Source organism: Paenibacillus sp. J5C2022 (assembly GCF_025567625.1).
In the GTDB taxonomy this organism is placed as follows: domain Bacteria; phylum Bacillota; class Bacilli; order Paenibacillales; family Paenibacillaceae; genus Pristimantibacillus.
Genome location: NZ_JAOQJC010000007.1, coordinates 70,132 through 92,429, shown reverse-complemented (window position 1 = coordinate 92,429; position 22,298 = coordinate 70,132). Strand labels below are relative to the sequence as shown.

At 51.9% G+C, this 22,298-nt stretch carries 13 protein-coding genes; 8 read left to right on the top strand and 5 right to left on the bottom strand.

All coding sequences use genetic code 11. The features are described from left to right. The 4 genes from M6D81_RS07840 to M6D81_RS07825 all read right to left on the bottom strand — a co-directional run bounded on the left by M6D81_RS07840 (position 1) and on the right by M6D81_RS07825 (position 6,811). On the bottom strand, positions 1 to 2,994 hold the full coding sequence (locus M6D81_RS07840) for an ATP-binding response regulator (protein ID WP_317259103.1): 2,994 nt from the start codon (positions 2,992 to 2,994) through the stop codon (positions 1 to 3). Positions 2,995 to 3,211: 217 nt separating this feature from the next. Next, a complete protein-coding gene (locus M6D81_RS07835; protein WP_262676298.1) occupies positions 3,212 to 4,204 on the bottom strand; it encodes a zinc-binding dehydrogenase in 993 nt (330 codons plus the stop codon). 292 nt (positions 4,205 to 4,496) lie between these two features. Then, positions 4,497 to 5,513 carry an N-acetylglucosamine kinase gene (locus M6D81_RS07830; protein ID WP_262676297.1) on the bottom strand — a complete coding sequence of 339 codons (1,017 nt, stop codon included), beginning with the start codon at positions 5,511 to 5,513 and terminating at the stop codon, positions 4,497 to 4,499. A 14-nt stretch (positions 5,514 to 5,527) separates the two neighbouring features. Then, positions 5,528 to 6,811 carry a 6-phospho-beta-glucosidase gene (locus M6D81_RS07825; protein WP_262676296.1) on the bottom strand — a complete coding sequence of 428 codons (1,284 nt, stop codon included), beginning with the start codon at positions 6,809 to 6,811 and terminating at the stop codon, positions 5,528 to 5,530. Positions 6,812 to 7,071: 260 nt separating this feature from the next. Between M6D81_RS07825 and M6D81_RS07820 the strand changes: the two genes are divergently transcribed. Next, the gene (locus tag M6D81_RS07820) at positions 7,072 to 7,935 is read left to right on the top strand and encodes a MurR/RpiR family transcriptional regulator (protein ID WP_262676295.1); all 864 of its coding nucleotides are present in this window, start codon (positions 7,072 to 7,074) and stop codon (positions 7,933 to 7,935) included. A gap of 42 nt (positions 7,936 to 7,977) precedes the next feature. Here the strand turns inward: M6D81_RS07820 and M6D81_RS07815 are convergent, their stop codons facing one another. Then, the gene (locus M6D81_RS07815) at positions 7,978 to 10,344 is read right to left on the bottom strand and encodes an AraC family transcriptional regulator (RefSeq protein ID WP_262676294.1); all 2,367 of its coding nucleotides are present in this window, start codon (positions 10,342 to 10,344) and stop codon (positions 7,978 to 7,980) included. Positions 10,345 to 10,711: 367 nt separating this feature from the next. Between M6D81_RS07815 and M6D81_RS07810 the strand changes: the two genes are divergently transcribed. From M6D81_RS07810 to M6D81_RS07780, 7 genes are read left to right on the top strand one after another with little or no spacing between them, the layout of a single operon-like run. Beyond that, positions 10,712 to 11,662, top strand: a complete 951-nt coding sequence (locus tag M6D81_RS07810) for an ABC transporter permease (protein WP_262676293.1) — start codon at positions 10,712 to 10,714, stop codon at positions 11,660 to 11,662. A gap of 27 nt (positions 11,663 to 11,689) precedes the next feature. Continuing rightward, a complete protein-coding gene (locus M6D81_RS07805; protein WP_262676292.1) occupies positions 11,690 to 12,571 on the top strand; it encodes a carbohydrate ABC transporter permease in 882 nt (293 codons plus the stop codon). Positions 12,572 to 12,625: 54 nt separating this feature from the next. Next, positions 12,626 to 14,251 carry an extracellular solute-binding protein gene (locus tag M6D81_RS07800; protein ID WP_262676291.1) on the top strand — a complete coding sequence of 542 codons (1,626 nt, stop codon included), beginning with the start codon at positions 12,626 to 12,628 and terminating at the stop codon, positions 14,249 to 14,251. A gap of 24 nt (positions 14,252 to 14,275) precedes the next feature. Further along, entirely contained in the window at positions 14,276 to 15,856 is a 1,581-nt protein-coding gene (locus tag M6D81_RS07795) for an alkaline phosphatase family protein (protein ID WP_262676290.1), read from the top strand. A 5-nt stretch (positions 15,857 to 15,861) separates the two neighbouring features. Then, complete coding sequence (locus tag M6D81_RS07790; protein WP_262676289.1) at positions 15,862 to 19,617, top strand: alkaline phosphatase family protein; 3,756 nt, start codon at positions 15,862 to 15,864, stop codon at positions 19,615 to 19,617. Positions 19,618 to 19,651: 34 nt separating this feature from the next. After that, the gene (locus M6D81_RS07785) at positions 19,652 to 21,319 is read left to right on the top strand and encodes an S-layer homology domain-containing protein (RefSeq protein WP_262676288.1); all 1,668 of its coding nucleotides are present in this window, start codon (positions 19,652 to 19,654) and stop codon (positions 21,317 to 21,319) included. 3 nt (positions 21,320 to 21,322) lie between these two features. Continuing rightward, entirely contained in the window at positions 21,323 to 22,033 is a 711-nt protein-coding gene (locus tag M6D81_RS07780; protein WP_262676287.1) for a histidine phosphatase family protein, read from the top strand. The last annotated feature ends 265 nt before the right edge of the window (positions 22,034 to 22,298 follow it).

Below are 22,298 nucleotides of genomic sequence, written 5' to 3'. Positions count from 1 at the left end.
TTATTGTGATACGGGCTGTGAACCGTAGCTTGGAATGCGGAAGGATACCGTCGTGCCCGCGCCAACTTCCGAGACTATATGCAGACCGTTGCCGTATAGCTGCATCAGCCTTCGGTTCGTATTATGGATTCCGATGCCGCCGGCGCTCCTCGCACCTTTGCCCAGCAGCGCATTGATTTGTTGCTGGCTCATGCCGCTGCCGTTGTCTTCGACTTCGACTATAACGGACTCGCCGCCATGCACGACTCGAATGACAACGGTCACGCCTTCACGCTGCGCATGAAGCCCGTGCTTGACGGCATTCTCCACCAGCGGCTGAATCGTCAGGGGCGGCAGCGGCGTCTCGATTGACGAATCTACCTCCCAGACGATAGTCAGCCTGTCGTCGAATCTCTCCTTCTCGATGAACAGATACGCTTGCACCAGCTTCAGCTCATGGGCAATCGGAACCTGCTCCCCGGCGTTCAGGAAGTCGAAGCTGATACGCAAGTAAGAGGTGAACGCTTCTACCAGCTCGGACATCTTGTTCTGATCAATATGGCTTAATGCCATTATGGAGTTCAAGGTGTTGAACAGGAAGTGCGGCTGTATCTGGGCTTGCAGGTAGGCCGCCTCCAGACGGAGCCTCTCCTTGACGGAATGCTTCAAGGCGGCAAGCGCCTTGATCCGGTAGTTCAACTCCAAGGCGTTGACCGGCTTGGTGACGTAATCGTTCGCTCCGGCCATGAAGCCGGCGTAGATGTCGGACGGCTGGCTTCGTGCCGTCAACAGCAGGATCGGCAGCTCCGACATGGTGAAGTGCTCTCTAATTCTACGTGTTAATTCGTAGCCGGACATATGTGGCATCATGACATCGGCCAAGACGAGATCCCATGACTGCGAGCGCAGAAGGCGAAGCGCTTCCTGAGCGGACGTGACGCAGGTAACCTGATAATGCTCTGCGGGCAGAATGCCGGTCAGCACCTTCAGGTTGACGGGATCGTCATCGATGGCCAGCAGCTGAATGCGAGACAAGACTTCTTCTGATGCGGCGGCATGAATGCTATCGCCGGCGACCGGTTCCTCGGTCCATAGGTCTGCGCGCAATGGCAGCTCGTAGCTACGCTCGGCATTCGGACTGTCCTTGCGCATAACCGTCGTACCGCTCGACGCTTCGCTCAGCGGGAGGGAGAAGCGGAAGACGGTACCCTTGCCAGGAGCGGATGTTACTGTCAGCTCGCTGCCATGCAGCTCGAGGAGCTGCTTGCAGATGCTGAGTCCAAGGCCGATACCGCTGCTTATGTTGACGGAGCCCTGCTCATAGGGCAGGAATATGCGCGATTGTGTTGCCGCGTCCATGCCTATGCCCGTATCCGATACCTGAATGATGGCTGAATTGCCGCTTCTCTCCGCCGAGACGGAGATTTCCCCTTCGTCTGTGAATTTGATCGCATTTTGCACCAGATTGATCAGCACTTGCGCCACACGCTTCTCATCTGCTGACACTGGCGGGAAGGATTCGTCAATCTTCATCAGAAGGCGTACAGGCTTGCCTTCTACCCGATAAGACAGCATGTCTAACGCTCCAGACGCTACTGACTGCAGATGTACAGCTTCCCTATACAGCACAATGCGATTCTCCCGCAGCTGGGCCATCTCCAGCAGATCGTCCAGCAGGTGCGACATCTGCCGGCTGATGCGTATGAGCAGTTCCAGATTCTTATAGCTCTGTTCATCCATATTCTCTCTCGCGCTGGCAGCCAGAGTCTGAGCGATATTCATCATGCCATGCAGCGGCGTTCTAAGCTCATGGGAGGTATTGGCCAGGAACTGATCCTTCAGCTTGTCGGTTTCCAGCAGCTGCTTGTTCAGTTGAATGTTGTCCTCCGAATTATGCATGAACTCCCTGAACCAATACGTCGAGAATCCAATAATCGCAATAATAATATCGAGCGGATAATACATGCCTACCTCGGTATGAGAGGAATAGAGCATTCCCCACAACACGCTGGAGATGACGCTGGCCGAAGCGAATAGCAATAGCATCGCATTGCGTTGCCTGGTCAGCACCAGCTTGCCCGACAGCCACACGCACCATGCCAGCGGCAGCAGATAGAGAGCGATTGTAATCGGATTGGTTTTCAGCTTGTCCATGATGGGAATAGACGTCAGGCACACCAGCAGCGTATAAGCAATCAATGCCGTCAAGTACAGACTATGCAATGGGCTGCTGATCCGCTTTCTCAGGAACGTTGTAATTAGATTCAGCAGGAAATACGGGAACCACAAGTAGGTAATCGTAAGGATTTTCACAGACCATTCGTATGAGATGGGAAACCATAGGAACAGGATGCGATCATGGTCGGCAATAATCGTAATTGCCGCGGCAATGAGCAGCAAGAACAAGCTTAGAAAGGATTGGTGCTTGGGGTTCAGCGGATTGATAAAGTAGAGAATACCGGCATACAAGGCGTGAAGCATAAGAATGATAAAGGTTGCCAGTTGAAAGCCAATGGAGTACCATCTCTGCGAATCCACCTCTGCCTGTTCACCGAATCGGATAGATCCGGTAATGCCCCCATAGTGCGGATGATCGTAATTGCTTACGCCAACCAGCAGTTCGATTGTCGTCTCCGTATCCGACTCATAGGTCACGGTATATGACGAATTGTCGGGTCTATAGCCTTCCTTGTCGGAAGAGGGCAGGCCGATAGGGTCCATCCGCTCGCCATTCACGACGATCATGGACGATGTCTGAATCTCCTGAATCCAGAAGGAAAGCGGCTCGGATGGAGGCTTGTCCAGCAATATGCGCAGCCTGTAAGTGCCATAACCGAAGGAAGGCTGTTCCTCACCCTGCATGACATCTCCCCAGTCTCCGGGCACAGCGATATAGTTGGGACGAATGAAATTCTCCGGCCTCCACGGTGCATCGGTTAACAGTTGATCCGGGTATAGCTCCCATTCTCCGTCCAGTGTAATCGGCAAGGAGCGGTCATTGCTCCATCCGCGCAAGTCAAGTACTCCCTGTACCGCGTTGGGATGGGCAGCGGGTGTATTGCTTGACAGCCACCACCAACGCAAGGTCAACAGCAGCGCTATAAACAATAGAAGTGCAATTGTCAGGAGAACATATCTTTTAGGTTGTATACGTATCATACTACTTAATATACGACAAACATTAGCCTATTCCAATCGTTTTTGGCGCGGGTATTGTCGAAGGTGAGCGAACTTATTCATTGACGGTCAGTACGATGTTGCCGTATTGCTCGCCCAGCTGCATTCTGGCGACCGCTCGGGCGGCTTCCTGCAGCGGGAATGTCGAATCGACAATCGGCCTCAACTGATGGCTCTCCATGAATTGAAGCATGGCCCGGAATTCCTCGCTACTGCCCATAGAGCTGCCCAGTACGTTGATTTGCGGGAAGAAGAGCGCCCGCATTGGAATGGTGAGATGATCGCCGGAGCTGGCCCCGAAGACGACGATGCGGCCATTCGGCTTGACGATATCCCAGTATTTATGGAAGGTGGCAGGTCCGATGCTGTCCAATATGAGATCGGCACGATCGCCGTTCCATGCTGCGCTCCAATCTCCGGCGCTGTCCACAGCATAGTGAGCGCCATGCTGCAGCGCCTTGTTTCTTTTGTACTCGCTCCTGGATGAGACGGTGACGGTCGCTCCTGCAGCCCGGGCCATCATCATGGCATAGGTGGCGACGCCTCCGCCGATGCCGGGGATGAACACATGTTGACCGCTCTGCAGTCCTCCTTTCGTGAACAGCAGCCGGTACGCGGTCAGCGCGGACAAGGGGAGTCCGCCGGCTTCCTCCCATGAGAGGTAGCGCGGCTTCGGCAGAGCATTGTGCGCCGGTACCGTGATATATTCCGCGAAAGTGCCGGGCGAGGGGCCGCCGACAATGGCCAAGTGCCGGGGAACTTCATCGGTTATCGGCCAGTTCAGGCTGGGATTGATGATGACTTCGGTTCCAGTGGCAAGCTCCGTCACGCCTTCTCCGACCGCATCCACTACTCCCGCCCCGTCTGAGCCGATAATCAGGGGTTCGTCCGTTTGACTGCGGCTGTCCATCAGGAACAGATCGCGATGGTTCAGCCCGGCAGCCCGTATGCGGATTTTCACTTCTCCCGGTCCGGGCGATGTGTCGTTGATTTCTCTTAAGCGCAATCCTTTAATTCCTGAGACTCCTTCGTGTACAATAGCTTTCATGTTCATTTCCTCCATTTCCATGACCGTTGCCTTAGATTATAGAGGGCGGAATCTCATGTATCAAATGGGGGATTTTCATATCCGTCATGAGCAAAAGCTCATGAAGTGGGGAGAGTGAAGGTGAGATGGGGGAGAGTGGGCAGTCGGTGAGCTGCAGACGATGAAACCTTGGTTGGAGGAGCGGAAGTAGCTAAATTGGGTGCTGCAAGGCATGTGGCATCGGCTGGAGTGTGACAGCTTACCAGTCCAGCGTCCAGCTATAAAGAAAAGAGAGCAGTAGGGCAGGTGTTGCCTACCCTATTGCTCTCTCTTGTACAGCGGAGATGACTATCCCGCGCAATTCGGCGTCAACGGGCCTGCCGCCCGCCAGCTCCAGCGCCCACAGAACTGCTCCGGCGGCGGGAGGAACCTCCAGCAGAATGTAGCGGCAAGGTCGATCAACCAGTTCGTCCACGTATTGCATATACAGGTCCCGCATGACCGGCGACTTCGCCTTCACCCAGACCGAACCGGCCATGACGATGTCGATGGCCTCCCCGGCGGCGAAATCCAGCTCCCGTGCACAGCCGGCCGTGGATAGTGCCATCTGTCGAGCGGAATGAGCGACAATGTCCCGCGAGACGGAATCTCCGCTCTCCGCACAAGTGAACAGAGCAGTAACCAGATCCGTATAAGGCAAGCTCTTGGCGAGCAAGCCCTGAAGCGCATGCTCGATGAATGACTCCTTATTCGCAATGCCTAGCAAGTTCATAACGGACGGAGTCAGCGTTGTCTCAGGGCCGAACCGGTAGAAGGCGTCATAGACGGCTCTCAGCACGCGGCGGGACAAGTAGTATCCGCCCGCCTCATCGCCGGACAATTCGCTGCCCACGCCGCCGATCTGCAGCCGGAGCCCGCTCGGCGAGATGCCGCCCGTACATGCTCCTGACCCGTTAATGGAGCAGATGCCGTAGCCTTTGCCGCTGGCGGCCTTTACCCCCAGGAAGGAGTCGTTATCCATCGCGTAGCGAGTGAAGCCTAGCCGCTCCACCACTTGCTCCAGCTGCTTCTTCTGCGGAGGGATGTCCGCTCCGGCCAGTCCGAAGGCGCCCGCGGCGACGTCCTTCATCTCTACGCCGTTGCGGGACAGCAGCTGCGCAATATTTTCGCGCATAATGCGGAATGCGCTCTCATACCCGTCGGGGAACTGCTCGTGGCTGCAAGTGCCGGAGCGAATATGATCCTTATAATGCCCGTTGCCATCGAACAGGAAGTAATCCGTCTTGCTATTGCCGCCGTCTACTCCGATTACATATGTCTGGCTTGTCATGTCGACATTCCTCCTCAAGCGAACTGCGGCAAATACGCGCGATGCGCTTGCTTCAGCTCCTGGAAGCATTCGTATGCGGCCGTATAGTCGAATACGAGCGGGTTCATCATGAGAGCGCGCATCGCCGCTTCCTCGCTTCCCGTCACCGCAGCATTGACTGTCTCCCGTTCATACGCCTTTACCATGCGCATATAGTCGACAATATGCCGATTGGCGAATCCGGGCAGTGGCACGGGCTTCGCGCCATCCTTCCCGATAACCGCCGCGATCTCGACGGCGTCCGAATCTTCCATGAAGTCCAGTGCGCCGCGATTCAGCAAGTTGACGACGTGCGTCTCCTGCTTGTCGTTGTAGATGGCGTCGACGAGACTGATCGCCACCTCGGAATAATTAGCACCGCCGCGCGAGGAGAGCAGTTCCGGCTTCGTATGAAGCTCCGCATTGGAGTAAATATCCAGAAGCTCATCTTCGATCTGCATGCATTTTTCCCCGCGCGACAGCTCGCTGTCCTTCAACAGCTTCAGCTTCTTGTCCTTGAAGTAGTAATACTCCAGATAGGAGGATGGAATGGCGCCTACCGATTGAATCAGCTGCTGGCTGAAGCCGCTGGACGGGATGTTCTTCATCGCTTCGCTATTCAATCCCATGCTTAGCGCTTCCTGCAGGTAGTCCTTGCCTCCATGCTGAATGCCGGTAATCCAGCTTAAGTGATTGAGTCCGATATAAGTCAGGTCGGCATCGGGGAGCTGAAGCGTCTCGCGGATGCTCTTGAACATATTGTAAGGCACATTGCACAAGCCCAGCATATTCACCCGGCTGTGTGTCAGCAGCGCTTCTGACAGTATGCCCGCCGGATTGGAGAAGTTAATGAGCCAGGCATTCGGGCATAGCTGCTCCATACGCCGCGCGATGTCCAGCATAACGGGAATAGTGCGCATCGCTTTGAAGAAGCCGCCAATACCGCATGTTTCCTGACCGATCAGTCCATATTTCAGTGGAATTTGCTCATCCAGCACCCGAGCGGGAAGCTTGCCGACACGGATTTGTCCCAATACGAAATCGGCTTTCGTGAGCGCTTCGTCCAATTGCTGCGTTTTCACAACCTTGGTCGGCATACCCGCCGCTTCTACCATACGCTCGCATAGTCCTCCGACGATGTCGAGCTTTCGCTCGTCAATGTCCATCAAGGCCAATTCATCCAGAGGCAATTGGAGCTTGCGTTTAATGATGCCTTCCATCAATTCAGGAGTGTACGTGCTTCCGGCGCCGATAATGGCGATTTTGAATGGTTTGGTCATGTCACCCATCCTTTTACAGAAATAGTAGAGTAGATTTCGGTTGAATTGTGACGATAGTATAGCACAGCTCAGCCTTGACCAACAATAATTTTTGTAATAAATTTATCATAATGATAATTTTATTTTGAAATAAATTTTTATTTTAAGGTGTGCAAGAGTGCTCGAAGTTGCTGCGAGTATGCGCGTGGTACTTGTAATTTATCGGGAATACGTATACGATTTAGATGCAAAAAAATGATACGGTTAAGGAGCGGCTGCCGATGGCGATAAACGATAATGTGTTGATCAAAATTCGGGACAGGAAAGATAGCCTGACGCCCGTGGAGCGCTTGGTCGCGGAATATATATTGGCGAATAAGGAAGAAATTCCTCATCTCTCGATAAAAAGTCTGGCCCAGGCGAGCAAGACAAGCGACGCATCGGTGCTGCGATTCTGCAAAACGATGGGCTATAACGGCTATCGAAGCTTTATCGTAAGCATATCCGCTTCGCTGGGGTCGATGGACGACGAGTCCGGAGAGCAGTATACGGACATTCAGCCCGGTGACGATCTGGGTACAATTATTTCGAATGTAAGCCGCAACAATATGCGTTCTATCGAGGATACGCTTAGCGTCATCGATCGTGGAGCCGTGGAGAAGGCCGTTCAAGCGCTTCGCATCAGCAAGCGAATTGTATTCTTCGGGATCGGTGCGTCGGGCCTCGTCTGTCAGGATGCGGAGCAGAAATTCACTAGAATCAATAAGATCTGTCATGCCTATACCGACGGTCATAGCCAATTGACGGCCTCTACGCTGCTGGAGAAAGGGGACGTCGCGATCTTCATCTCTAATTCCGGAGAGACGCCCGAAGTGCTGGAGGCGCTGGATATTGCCCGCAAGAACGGGGCCAAGGTGATTGCGATTACAAAGTATAACAAGAGCGAGCTGTCGGAGCGGGCGCATATATTGCTTAGCATATCGACACCCGAGATTTCCATTCGAAGCGGAGCTATGGGCTCGCGGATAGCGATGCTGACGATTATCGACATTTTGTTCGCCGGAGTGGCAAGCGCGGATTACGGACAAGTGAAGAAGTATTTGGCGAAAACGCATAATATTATCGCGGGCAAGCGGCGGAAATGATTTGATTCATCAGTCTTTCCAGTGAAACGTCAAAGAAGGAGCTCAATGTGCGAGCTCCTTCTTTGGCGTTCTCTTTTCTTCAGACAAGTAATATTGCTTGTACATGCGAGGTGTAACGCTATAGGTCTCTTTGAATTTTTTGATGAAATATGCAGAGCTATTGAAGCCTGCATGTGCGGATATTTGCTCAATGGTCATGTCGGAAGTGAGAATGTACCGCTCCGCCAGTTCCAATCTTTTTCGGTTTACGTATTCGGAGAAGTTCAGTCCCGTCTCTTCCTTGAACAACCGGCTCAAATATTTGCCGCTGATGCGGACATGTTCGGCGGCAGATTCAAGAGAGATGGATTGTTGCAGATTATCGGATATATATTGCTTTGCGGACGTGACCATGTTGCGGTTTTTTTGATTTGACAGTGCTTCGATGTTTTGATAGGTATCTTCAATCGCCTGTATCAGCATGGACTTGCAGCTTATGATGTCGACTGGGTATACACTGGTTTTCAGCCACTCATCGTATTGGCTCTCGCTCCCCTTCAATGGCAGATCCTCCAGATAGGACCGGTAAGCGTCCGTCAACCCCGTCCACATGGCCCAACAATGGTCGGCAGAATAGGCTCCGGATTGCGCTAAATGCGTAAATTCCTCTACTACCGCCTTCACCTGAGACAGCCGTCCTGAACGGAGCTCGCTTGAGAAGCGTGCCGTCAGCTCCGCCGGCATTTCTTCGTCTCTTTCCTCCATCGGCATCCATACCTCCGCGAAGAACAACGACTGTTCGGGATGAATTGGTGCGTACTTGAGCGCCGCCGCCGCTTCCCGGCATGAAGGTTCCAGCTCCAGCAGCGATGATGCGGGTCTTCCTGCCGAGAAGGTCAGCTTCATCATAAAGTTGTCATGCACGTACTCCTTCGCGTCTTTGTGGAGCCGCTCCAGTTTTTTTGTCACATCGTCATTCGCATTCACGATAGCGCATAATTCATATTCGGACAACTCCGCCGCAAGCAGCCTCGTGTTATCCTTGTCCCACTGTTCCAGCTCCTTGATTAAATTAAATTTGATGAACTGGCGGTTTTCCAGCGTCAACTGGGACATGGTTGCTCCATCAAGCCTTATTAGCACTGCCGTGTGCTTCAAGTAAGGCAACTGCAGACCGATTAATCGCATCGTCCCCTCCAGTTCGCTTTTGGAGGGGATTTTGCCATGAAGAAGCCCAAGTACGAAATGATGCTTGATCAATGGCGCATTAGAATCGATCGTATTCTCAAGATCATAAATTTTCACGGATAAATTGTTGATTACGCGATCCAATAGCGAGAACTCATTCTCATCAAGCTGGTGACCGGCTTTTCCTTGATCGAAAGCACTTTTCGCTTTGTTGATAATAGGGCGAAGCGGGTTATAGATACGCATCGTGAATATGTTCGAGATGACAATGCCTATTGCTATAGCCGCGATACAGATGGTAAGCAATGTATGGCGAAGCGGCACTGTTTTTTTGTAGAACTCGCTGACTGGCGTTGCGCTCACAAGCTTCCATTCCGTATTCGGGACCGTAACCGACGTTACCATCGTCTCGGTGTTGCCGACACTCGTAATAAAGCTGCCGTCCCTGCTGTCCGGAGCGGTTACTTGGCGGTAAAAAGGCAGGGCTGTCAACGAGCTGCTTACATCCTCGGGGAAATTATGGGTCAGAATCGTACCATCTTTGCCGATCAACAGCATATTTCCTTCCGAGCTTTTCTCGGAATGGATGAGCTTTTGCAGCATGCTTTCTTTAATATGCAGGGCTATATACCCCTTGGCCTCCCCGGTTCGAATGGTATACGGGTACGGACGAATGAACGTTACAAGCTTGGCGGTATGCGAATTAGAATGAATGTTGCGCGGGACCGATCTGGCCTCTACCCATATTGTCGCATCCGCATCCTCCCGGTTATGAACGCGTTCCAGCCATTCCAGATCAATCGATGCGTTCTCTTCATCCAGATACGTTACCCCTGACAGGGACGATACGACAATATCATTTGAACGATAGTAGATACTGATGGAATCGAGCACCTCCGGATAGGAGGCGGCTATTTTTTTAAGATACTGCTGCGAAATATGTATTTTCTCATGATTTCCATTCAAGGGCTGATCGAATAAATAGGCAGCGGGACTGATCTGCGAGTCGCCCATTGCAACAAGAATATAGCTTCTTTCTACAATATCTACAATCTCGTTCAATAAGTTTTGGCTGGTATGGTTCAATATTTTAGATTCCATCTTTTTCAATTCTTCATTGTAAATATTGGAGAAGTAATGATAGGAAGCCAATCCGACAAATAGGATTGTAATGAAGATTAACGCGACATATGACATGACAAGCTTGTAAAAAACGGTATTCAACCGGCTGAACCATCTCATGGCAAGCGCTCCTTGATGTGTTTGTTACCGTTTACTTTATCACGTCAGTATTAAGAGGATTTATGGGGTTCGTTAACATATTGTAAAGTTGATTGAGCAGTGCAAGTGCGTTAATTAGGCTGAAAAAAATTGAAAAACATTGTTGAGTTATCGTAAATATTCACGATTAATTGTATAAAAAGAAGAAAATGTATCAAAATCGGCCGAAATTCGGCTTTTTTTATATGTTGTAGAGAAATTTAAGTTGTCCAAGTTCCTTTTTTTATACCTTTTGCGTTCTTTCCTATTCCTCGTTCCAAACGGTTTGTGTACGTTTAAGCGAGGGAGCGATCCCGGAAAGAAAAAAGCGAGAGAGAGGTGAATGAAGGTGTCTGTTGCAGTGGGGAGTAAGGATTCTCCGAGGGAACGATCGAAACGCAGATGGTGGGTCTCTTATTACAAGCAGAAGTATTTGGTGCTCCTTTTTGTGCCGGCGATTATCTATTATATTGTCTTTCAATATCTTCCGATTTACGGCATTATGATCGCTTTCAAGGATTACCGCTTCAGTGAAGGGATATGGGGAAGCCAGTGGGTCGGTTTAGAGCATTTCCGCGATTTGTTTTCTCTGGGCAGCTTTTGGGAAGTGTTCCGCAATACGATCGTCATCAGCTTCTATAAGCTCATATTCGGCTTCCCGGCGCCGATCATTCTGGCGCTTCTGTTGAATGAGGTCAGGCATGTCCTGTTCAAGCGAACGGTTCAAACGATCAGTTATATGCCGCATTTTTTATCTTGGGTTGTCATTGCGGGCTTATTCGTTCAATTTTTGTCGCCTTCGATAGGTCCGATCAATATTTTTCTGCAATCCATTGGGTTGAAGCCGATTTATTTTTTGGCCGACCCATCGTGGTTTCGCGGCGTGCTGGTCGCTTCGGATATATGGAAGGATGTCGGCTGGGGAACCATTATTTATTTGGCGGCGCTCACTTCCATCAATCCTGAGCTGTACGAAGCATCAACAGTTGACGGGGCCAACCGTATTCAGAACATATTTTATATTACTTTGCCGTCCATGCTGCCGGTTATTACAATTATGTTTATTTTTGCCGTCGGCAAAATCGTGAATGATGATTTTGACCAAATATTCAACATGTATAATCCGGCTGTATACAGTGTCGGGGATGTGCTGAGCACATATACGTACCGGCGGGGCATGGTGGAGATGGAGTACAGCTTCGCTACTGCTGTCGGTTTATTCAAAAATGTTATCGCGTTCGTGCTGATCGTCATGACCAATGCTCTGGCCAAGAAGTGGAATGACTATGGTCTATGGTAGACAGCTGCCGCAGAAGGAGATGTAGGAATGGGGCATGTGAAATCTACCGCTATTGAAAAGGGATTCGATGTTTTGAACTACACCGTTTTAATCGTGTTGTGCCTTTCGACGATTTATCCGTTCATGTTTTTGCTTTCATTATCGTTAAGTCCCGGCGATGTCTCGCTCACGCAGATTCGTATCATTCCTTCCAAGGTCACATTCGACAACTACATGAAGGTGCTTACGAATGATTTTATCGCATCCGGGTTCGCCAATACGATGGTTCGCACGCTAATTGGAACAGCCTTAACTGTGCTGGTAACGATATTTACGGCATATCCGCTGGCGAAAAAGCAGTTTCCCCATCGGGGGTTCTGGACGGCGTTCATCGTTTTTACGATGTTTTTCTCCGGGGGCTTGATTCCAAGCTACTTCCTGGTCAAATCGCTTGGCTTGATGAACTCCGTATGGGCGCTTGTATTGCCAGGATTAATTCATACGTTCCAAATGATTATCGCGAGAAATTTCTTCATGTCGATACCGGAAAGTCTGGAGGAGTCGGCCAAGATCGATGGGGCTAACGAAATCCGCATATTATTCCAGATTGTCATCCCGCTGTCGATGCCGATTGTGGCCACGCTCAGTCTATGGACGGCTGTCGGGCATTGGAATGCATGGTTTGACAGCATGATCTATATATCGGATGCCGACAAGCATGTTCTACAAGTTGTCCTTCGCAGAATCGTGCTCGAGGGAACGCAGGACATGATGGACTTGAATGCGATGGCGGATGAAGATTTGGTGGCCAATCCGGAGACGATTAAAGCTACGACAGTCATGGTTGCCACGATACCGATCATCATGGTCTATCCCTTCGTGCAAAAGTATTTTGTCAAAGGGATGATGATCGGTTCTCTTAAAGGTTAATCGGCGAGATCATTCAATCGCTTGATTATAAAAAAACAGTGGAGGTAGATGGTGTTGTTGAACAAATCCGGCAAGTCTTTCATTGGGGTATTGGCGCTCAGTCTGGCGGTTGTTGCCACATTATCGGGGTGCAGCGGATCAAACAATCAGGACAACCAGTCGAATGGAGGGGGCAATGGCGCAGCACAAGGCTCGAATAACGTTCAGGCCGATGCGGGAGGCGACCAGAAGGAAGATAAGAAGTATACGATCTCTGTTGCCAAATCGGCTGTTGTTCCTGTCGATGAAAACGGCGAGATGCTGAAATATTGGGAAGAAAAACTGAACGTCGATTACGATGTCTGGAATATTGAAGGCGGCAAGTGGCACGAAATTATGAATTTGAGGTTTGCATCGGGAGAAGTGCCGGACCTCATGGATGTAAATGGCTTCGAGACATTGCAAAAATATGTGAAGCAGGATCTGCTCGCGGAAATTCCAGAGGATATGCTGAAAGAAAATGCTCCGTTCCTGTATAACGAGATGATCGAGAAGCAGCTTCCGGGCGGATTGAAATACGGAAAGGTTGACGGCAAGCTGTATGGCATACCGAAGCCGAACAGTTTCCCGCTGCGAAAGCCGATCGTATGGCGAGGAGACTGGCTGAAGGGAATCGGCATGGATAAGGCTCCAGAGACGCTGGAACAATTCGAGGAGGCGATGTATAAATTTGCACTCGAAGATCCTGACAACAACGGTAAGAAAGATACGTACGGATTGTCCCAGACAGGAATGGAGTCGGTATACGGCGCATTCGGCTATGTGCCCGGCATATGGCAAGAGAGAGACGGCAAGCTCGTGTACGCATCCGTGCAGCCGGAAGTGAAGGAAGCGTTGAAGCTGCTAAGCAAATGGTATAAGGACGGCGTGCTCGATCCGGAGTTTATTACCGGCGAGAATCAAGGCGGATACTACGCTTTCTCCCATGCATTCTTCAATAGCAGAATCGGGTTAACGAGCATCGGCGCCTTCTACCATTGGAAGCCGCTTCTCCATGAAGGAGATACGAAGTCGGAGAACTATCTGGAATTCAGCAAAATCAATTCCGAAGCGGCGGAAAGCCTTGTCTACGGCAAGCCGCCAGTCGGACCGGATGGCCTGATGGGCATTGGCGGACCGAGTGTAGTTGGCTCGACGCTTGTCGGCTTTGGCAAGCAACTGGAGAAGGAACCGGACAAGCTGGCTAAAATTCTTCAAACCTTGGATGCCATGAACGCATCTTACGAGGATTACTTGACCAGCATTTTCGGCAAAAAAGGCGAGCATTGGGATTATAACGAGGAAACGGGCTTCCCGGGTTTCATCAATGATATGGATGCGAAGAAATTGACGGAAATGGGCGTTATGCTGAATCCGTTCGAGCCGGCTGAATATGCGATCAAACGGGCGAAACCAAGATTTGATTGGGCGGAGGAAAATTACTTCGGCATAGGCGGGATATCCAATGCGTTGCTGTCTCCGCTGCCTTCGGATAGCAAATACAAGGAAGAGCTGAAGAAAATCGAAGATGAGGCATTCATCAACATTATTACAGGAGACAAGCCGGTTGACTACTTCGATGAATTCGTGGAGAAGTGGAGAGCAAGCGGCGGCGAGAAGCTGGAGCAAGAAGCAAATGAATGGTTCGCCAACATCCAATAATTTCATCATAACGGAGTGAGGGGCATGAGCAGTAATCGGGAGAGCCGTCACGTAATCTATATCAATTGGGACGGGTTCGCTTATACATGGTACAAAATGGTTAACGATCAATATAGCGGCACACCGCATTTGAATGCCCTGATAGATAACGGAGCGTTATGCACAAAATCCGGGACAGGGGTGCCCTCGATTACAGGAGCGATGCAGCAATGCATCGTCTCCGGCGCCTGGCCTGTCGATACGGGCAATCATTACAAATACTACAGCAAAGAGCAGAACAGCGTCATTCAGTACGCAAGGGATAACCGTCTGGAGAACATAGTGGAAGCGGCTCATCGCCACGATATAACGGTAGCTTCCGTGAACGCATGGTACTTCGAGAACAGGGGGACGGCGGAAGGGGACACAAGCCGGCCTTATATCAAGAAGCTGCCGAGCAACTTCAGCGTCCGGATTGATGAAATGATCAAGATCATTAATGGCGAGCCGGTCGAAACCGGGGATAAGAGCATCGTGTTCGAAGAGCTGCCCCGGCTATTGTCGGTATACGCCGACGATATTGATTCCGTCGGACATAATTTCAAGACGACCTATGCCGGGCTGAGTCCGGCAAGAACACGCCAGCAGTGGTACGACAATATCGCAGAGACGATCATGCGGATGGATGCGGATCTCGGAAGGCTTGTTGCGGCATTGCGCCAACAGGGACTGCTTGAGACCACGACGATCATACTTACGACAGATCACGGCATGATCCATTACGGATTGGAGTCACGCGATCCGGATGGGTATGTCGGGCCTGGAGGACTAACAAGCTTGCATGATCTGGCGGATACGATTGCGCAATGCGGCCAGCGCTGGCTTGGAAGAAGCTACAACGTTGAAGTTCTTGCTCAGGGAGGCATGCAGGCGAAGGAGGATACCGAGATCGTTGTCGTTCCTGTGGCGGTTCAGGCGCAGATCAGCTTCAGGTGTCCGATTCCTTCTGAAGCGGTGGATGATATGCTGTCGCAGCTGAAGGGGAAAACGTATTACGGAAAGCACTTGATGAACGATGAGCTTATCATGAGGGGTGTGGCGGCGGGATATGCCGATCTGCTTATTTCCGCATGCCCGCCATACCACTTCAGGCCGGGCAGCGAGACGAGAATGGTAGAAGGCAATCATGATTCTCTTCACGAGCAGGTAAGGCATATTTTCACCATGTTCTCCGGTGCGGACATCCTGCCGGGCATACTCTACGACAGTCCGGTATCTATTGTGGATATTGCCCCTACGATTGCAAGATTGCTAGGCTTCGAAGGGCCTGGAGACGCGGTAGGGACGGCCTTGGACGGAGTTATGAGAAGTTCGCTCAGAGGGCCTAAGCTTCAAGTGAAGCGGCTGGAAGAGCATTTGGACGCGGGAGATACCGTTGTATTCGCCGGCATGACCGAGGCGGAAGCGGAGTTGAAGGTCAACGGCAAGCTGGCTGGACAGGCAGACGCCAAGGGAGAATTCGTATTGACGGCGGATCTATTGCCGGGAATGAACCGATTCGTCATCCAGGCGAAGAGCCGGGAGAAATTCAGCCGGAAAACGATCTATGTCTATCGGGAGGAATGAATAAGATGTCAGCGATAAAGAAGCGGATTATTCACATAATGTTGATGCTTTCGATCGTGATGGGCAGTATCGGCGGTCCTGCTGTCATTCATGCCGAAGCGGGGAGCTACGATAAGGTCATCCATATTACATGGGATGGATTCTACAGCGAGCTGTACAGCTTGGCCAAGCAAAATCTGATTCCTACGCCTCATCTGGATCAATTGGTGAATACGGGCATGCTCTTGTCCAATCATCATACGACGCTGCCTTCAGTGGAAAGTGCCCGGTATTCCGCGATGACGGGCGCATACCCTATGACAACGGGCAATACGTATAAATATTTCGACGGCAGCAGCGTTCTGGGATTGAACAGCACCGTGAACAATGCCCAGACATTGACGGAATCGATACAAAACGTCAGGACGGCTCTTGTGATCAATGAACAATCGGTAGCGCAGGAGCAAGCGGACTCTTATACGTATATTTCTACTCCCAATCAATTCGAGGCAACGGTTGCGGAAGCTGTCTATCAATTGTCCAACTATGGACAGCCGGATTATATCAACTTATATTCCAATGATCTGTACATGCTGAACCGAAGCAGTGTCGTATCAGACAAAGAAGTCTATATGCAAGATCTGCTTCACATTGTGGAGGGATTAGACATTCAGCTTGGCAAGCTGATGGACGCGGTCAATCAGTACGGCGCGCCGGGGCAAACGACCTATGTGCTGAGCTCGCACAGCGGAGTAGCGCTTACGGAAGCGAAAAAGCAATCCACGCTATATGCCGTATTGAATGATGCCGGATATACGGTGAAAGAAGTGAGCGGAGGCGATGCCTCAGGGGATCACGCTTTGGTCTCCATTAAAAATTATGAGGCGAAGTACATGCAGCTGCGCTTCAATCAGTTATTGCCGGAGCAAGTCGGCGGATTGGTTGCGTTAATCGAAAGCCAGCCTTACGTGAAAGACGTGCTGGAGCGGCATGAGCTGGACGCCATGGGCGTACATCCGTTGTTCGCCGATCTTCTTGTCGTGCCAGAGGATGGCTATGGCTTCAATCCGGCAAGCGTCGGGGTGTCGCGTCCGGATTCACTGGAGTCATCCGCCCAAAAAATGTTTGGTGTTATTGCGGGGCCGAAGGTGACTGAATTGGACAAGGTAGGCGTAGTTGCCGGTGAGACGAGCATTGTCGATCTTGCCCCCACGATTGCCTATCTACTGAATGTGCCAGCACCTCTTCATACTCAAGGAAACAATTTGATGTTGTCCGAAGTAAGCAATAATTATGTGCTGTATGTGAATTGGGACGGCTTCTCCTACCATTGGTATGAGTTGGCCAATGCGGACGGACATCAAGGGACACCGAATTTGAATGCGTTAATGCAAGAGGGCGTATTGTTCACGCATGCCCGGACAGGCATTCCTTCGATAACGGGGCCGATGCAGCAGGCCATCGTATCCGGCGCTTGGCCCGTTGATACGGGGAACAGCTACCGTTACTTCGATGAGGAGAAGAATGCGGTGATCCAGTACGGCAGAGACAATCAATTGGAGAATATTGCGGAGGCCGCCGTTAAGCGGGGAATTCGCCTTGCCGCAGTCAATGCCTGGTACTTCCAGGAGCGGGGAGCATTCGCCGGCAATGAGCAGCAGCCCTATATCGAAGGCGGAGGCGTTAGCGGCTTTACCGAGCGTGTGGACGAGATGATCAAGGTCATTATGGGCGAATCGTTTGTATCCGGCGGCAAGACGATGACGATGCCGGATGTGCCGCGCTTCCTGGCTATTTATGGCGACGACATTGACAGTGTCGGACACAACGAGCATGATACGCGCGATGATGAAGTGGTGTCTCCATCCATCCCGGAGCATAATGATGCGATGGCAAGAACCGTAAGCCGAATGGATGCGGATCTGGGACGTCTCGTGCAAGCATTGAAGGACAGGGGCATTTACGACAAGACGACAATTTTCCTGACGACAGATCACGGGATGATCATGTATGGCGCCGATTCCGCGGATGCGCAAGAGCCGGTTCCGCCTGCAACCTCCAGCTTGCCCGATCTGCTGGGGACGATTGCAGAGATTGGAACGGAGACGAGGGGAAGTCAGTTCAAGGTGGAATCCTTGTATAAGGAAGGGGAAGGCGCCCAACCGGACACGGAAATCGTGGTTACTTCCGTTGGCTTGCAGGCGCAAATCAAATATTTGATTCCGCTTGAGAACGAGGTGAAGCAGAGAATCATTGAAGAGGTGCAGAAGAAGGAGTATTACGGGACTCATCTGTTGAAGGAAGAGCTGATGAGGCGCGGAGCGCCGGCTCACTTTGCGGATGTATTAATATCTCCAAAAGCGCCATACAACTTTAAAACGGGTGATCCTTCTCAGGTGAGAACGGTTCGGGGACAGCACGATTCGCTGGATGAACGCGCACAGCGTGTATTTACGATGATTTCCGGCGAAGCGGTTAATAATGGCATCATCTACGACCAGCCTGTATCGATTATCGATGTGGCGCCTACGATGGCGCGAGTGCTGGGCTTCGAAGGGCCATCCGGAGCGACTGGCAGAGTTCTGGACGATGTGTTGATTGAGAAGTATAAGGGACCGAACCTGACGGTTCATTATCCGGCGGATAACGGTATCGTCTCGGAAGGCTCAATCACGGTTCAAGGGCAGACGGAGCCGAAGGCGATGATCAAGGTGAACGATCAATTGCTCGGCACGGCTGATGCTTCAGGGCATTTCGCTGTCCCGTTCACGCTGATGCATGGCTTGAATCGAGTGATTGTCGAGGTCGAGAGTGGCGGTAAGGAAACGAGGGAAGTGCTGTTCGTTACGTTCTTGGAGCCGCGACAGGAGTTGGAGACGGCAATTGCCGAGGCCAAGCAGCTTCATCTTGAAGCTGTGGAAGGAACGGAAGACGGGCAGTATACTCCGGGCTCCAAAGCGGTATTCCGGGAAGCGATTTCTCAAGCGGTGCTGGTCGCGGAGAACAATCAATCGACCAGGGATATGCTTGATGCGGCCGGTGTAGCGTTGCAAGAAGCGTTGTTGGTATTCGAGAAGGGGAGAAGTATGCCCGCCGTGCATGCGTTCGGGGAGATTGTATTGAACGGAGCCGACAAGGAATCCGTATCGGTTACGATTCGAAGCAGTGACGGCAGTGTCGAGCATACGGCTGATTATGGTGCTGGCTGGGGCTCTACGGCCCTTGGGCGGTTCGAATTGACGGATGCAACGGATGACTATGGAAATGTGCTGCCGGACAGGCTTTCCTACTATTTCGATCTCGGGCCGGGAAGCTATACGCTATCCGTCTCGGCGCCATCCTCAGAAGGAACGTGGACGTCTTCCTTCCAAGTGGCGATTAACTCGACCGTATCAGGCCAATTGCCTTGGGGGAAATATGCGCTGCAGCAACTGAAGGATGCAGAGCTTCTGCCGTCGTATGAGGGAGGAGCAGAGTTTCTGTTGATGGACGGCGCATTGAGCAGAGAAGGCGGGATTGCGGCCTCCGTAACCGTACAGCCTCATTCCGGTGCGGCTATGCTGCAGGAAGGGACAGAGGTAGTCGTGTTCCAATTGTTGAACGGGGATGTGCCTGCCGGCATTATTGCGATGGAGAAGGATATTCGCACAGCCGAGCGGTTGACGGCGCACTTCAATGCAGTGGGAGCAGGGTACAGAGTAAAGGTGTATGTGGTGGACAGCTACGGCAACAGCCTGATGGACGTCGGCAACAACCTGGCTGATCCGATCGTCCTGCAGTAATCATTCCAGGCAGAAGTGAAAGGGGTGTAGACGAGTGAAGCTTCGAATCAGCGCTACGATGATAGCCCTTCTGTTGCTGATCATGACGGTGCCGACGGCAGTCTTGGCGGAATCCGGGCAAGTCGTTCTTCATAATATCGGGGAAAAGCATAGAAGTGAGGCGGTCCGCATTACAGGGTCGTCTTCATTCGATGAAGTTATTGTGAAAGTGATTGGACCGAATCGTGCCGTTTTATTGTATGACATGGACACGGTGGATGAACAAGGGGAATTCCTTGTTGCGTTCACATTGCCCGCTGACGCTCCGCTTGGCGACTACCAAGTCGTTGCCGGCAAAGGGGTGGACGTAGCGACAAGCAGCTTCTCCGTTGTGAAAAACACAGGTGGAGGCGGATGGGTTCCGCCAATCGAGGGTGGCAGTCAGGACGGAGAAGACACGGATCACTTGTTAGACGAGCGTGACTATATTGTTGTGAGTAATGTGACCGCAGAGGGGCAATCCAAGGTGAAGCTGTCGCTTGACTCGACCAAGCTTGTGAACGCCTTGGAGACACTAGCCGAGCGGAATGAGCGGATGCCATTGCATCTGCAGATCAAGGAAGATGCATCCGTCACGGAACTGGAGCTGGACGTGGAAGCATTGCTTGCAGCCGACCGGGGATTATGGTCCGGTGCCCATCTCTCCATACAGTGGAATAATGGCGGTTATGAGCTTCCGCTTCGGCTCATTGCGGATGCGTTCCCTGATGGGCGGCCGGGTACCGGTACTGATGACGCGAAGGTGACATTGGTTATTTCTCAGATGGATGAGCCGTTCCTGAAGGAACTGGCTGACAAGGTTCATGCGGAAGGCGGTCGGTTGCTCAGCGGCGCGGTTGAATTCAAGCTCTTCGCAGAGCTTGCGGGTAGAAGGACAGAGCTTCGCCATTTCGGGTTGCCGTCCAGCTCATTCGCAATGGACAGTGAAGCGGACGGGGTGTCCTGGACTGCGGTTGCCTATGATTCGGAGACCGGCCAACTCCGATTCGTTCCTTCCATCTTTGATTGGAAGGGAGAGAGTGCGATTGTGACGATGCGTCATCATGCGGACGGCGTCTATGCCATTGCAGTCTTCGACAAAACGTTTGCCGATCTGCAAGATCATTGGGCGAGGGAGGAAGTGGAGGCGCTGGCTTCGAAGTTGGTTGTGAATGGGGTGTCTGACAAACGGTTTGCCCCTGATGATCAGGTGACGAGAGCGCAGTTCACTGCCCTGCTGGTTCGTTCGTTAGGCATAGCTGATCAATCCGGCCGAATGGCATTCACGGATGTAGACTCATCCGATTGGTACATCGGCGAAGTTGGCGCCGCGGTCTCCGCCGGACTCGTCACGGGCTTTGATGACGGGACCTTCCGACCCGATGATATAGTGACACGGGAGCAAGCCGCTGCCATGTTGTCCCGCGCTTTGCAATTGATAGAGCGCACAGCTGCCCAAGCGGATTCGTCGCCATCGCTTGAGCGCTTCCGCGACCGGAATGAAATCAGCCAATGGGCGGAAGCGGATATTGCCCGCCTGGTAGAATACGGCATTTTGACCGGGGTAACGCCGGAATTGTTCAAGCCGGGGGATTCGGCAAGCCGCGCACAATCGGTCGTCATGCTATACAGAATGCTTATGTTCACAGAGTACATTCATGTACCGGATGGTGGAGGTAGATAACCAGTGATCTTATATATTATTCGCCACGCGGATCCAGACTACGAGAACGGTACGATCACGGAGGCTGGACACCGCGAGGCCGAAGCGTTGGCGGCATGGATGGCTGCTCAGAAGCTGGATGCCATATACAGCTCGCCGCTGGGCAGAGCTGTGCATACGATGGAGTACACAGCCGAGCGCTGCGGCAAGACATATCGGCTATTGGACTGGGCGGAGGAAATTACGGGGATGTACCAGCATATCGAAGGAGTCGGCAAAGTCAGTCCGTTTAATGTGCCTGGAGAGATCATTATGAATCAACCGGCACTTCCTTCTCACGATACATGGGGAGAGCATCCTTGCTTCACGGTCCATCAGCCGCAGTTGAATGAGCGAATAGAGGAAATTCGGCAAGGCTCGGACCGTTTGCTGGAGCAGCATGGCTATAGACGGGAAGGTGCCGTCTATGCTTGCGAGCGCCCCAACAAAGAGAGGATTGCCGTTTACTGTCACGGCGGTCTAGGCGTAACCTGGCTCGCTCATCTGCTGAACATTCCGGTATCCATCGCATGGTCGGGCTTCTGGCTTGCCCCGAGCTCTGTGACGACCGTGGTCATGGATCGGAGTTCGGAGCAATGGGCGATGCCTCGCTGTGTCGCGGTTGGTGAAACTGCGCATTTGTATAAGAGCGGTTTGCCTGTGCAATATAGAGGCATTGCTTCGGACAATTTTTAAACTTGTTGGTTTTGGAGGAGCTGCGAAGGTCAGAACGGGCCTTTGCAGCTTCTTGTGCGCTTACCGCCGGAGTGTCGAAATGGTGCGTGCGAGGCGAAATAGTGTATGTGGCATACAACGGAGCGTCGAAATGGTGCGTGCGAGCAGAATTAGTGTAGGTGGCATACATTGGAGTGTCGAAATGTTGCGTGCGAGGCGAAATAGTGTAGGTGGCATACATTGGAGCGTCGAAAAGGTGCGTGCATGCAGAATTAGTGTAGGTGGC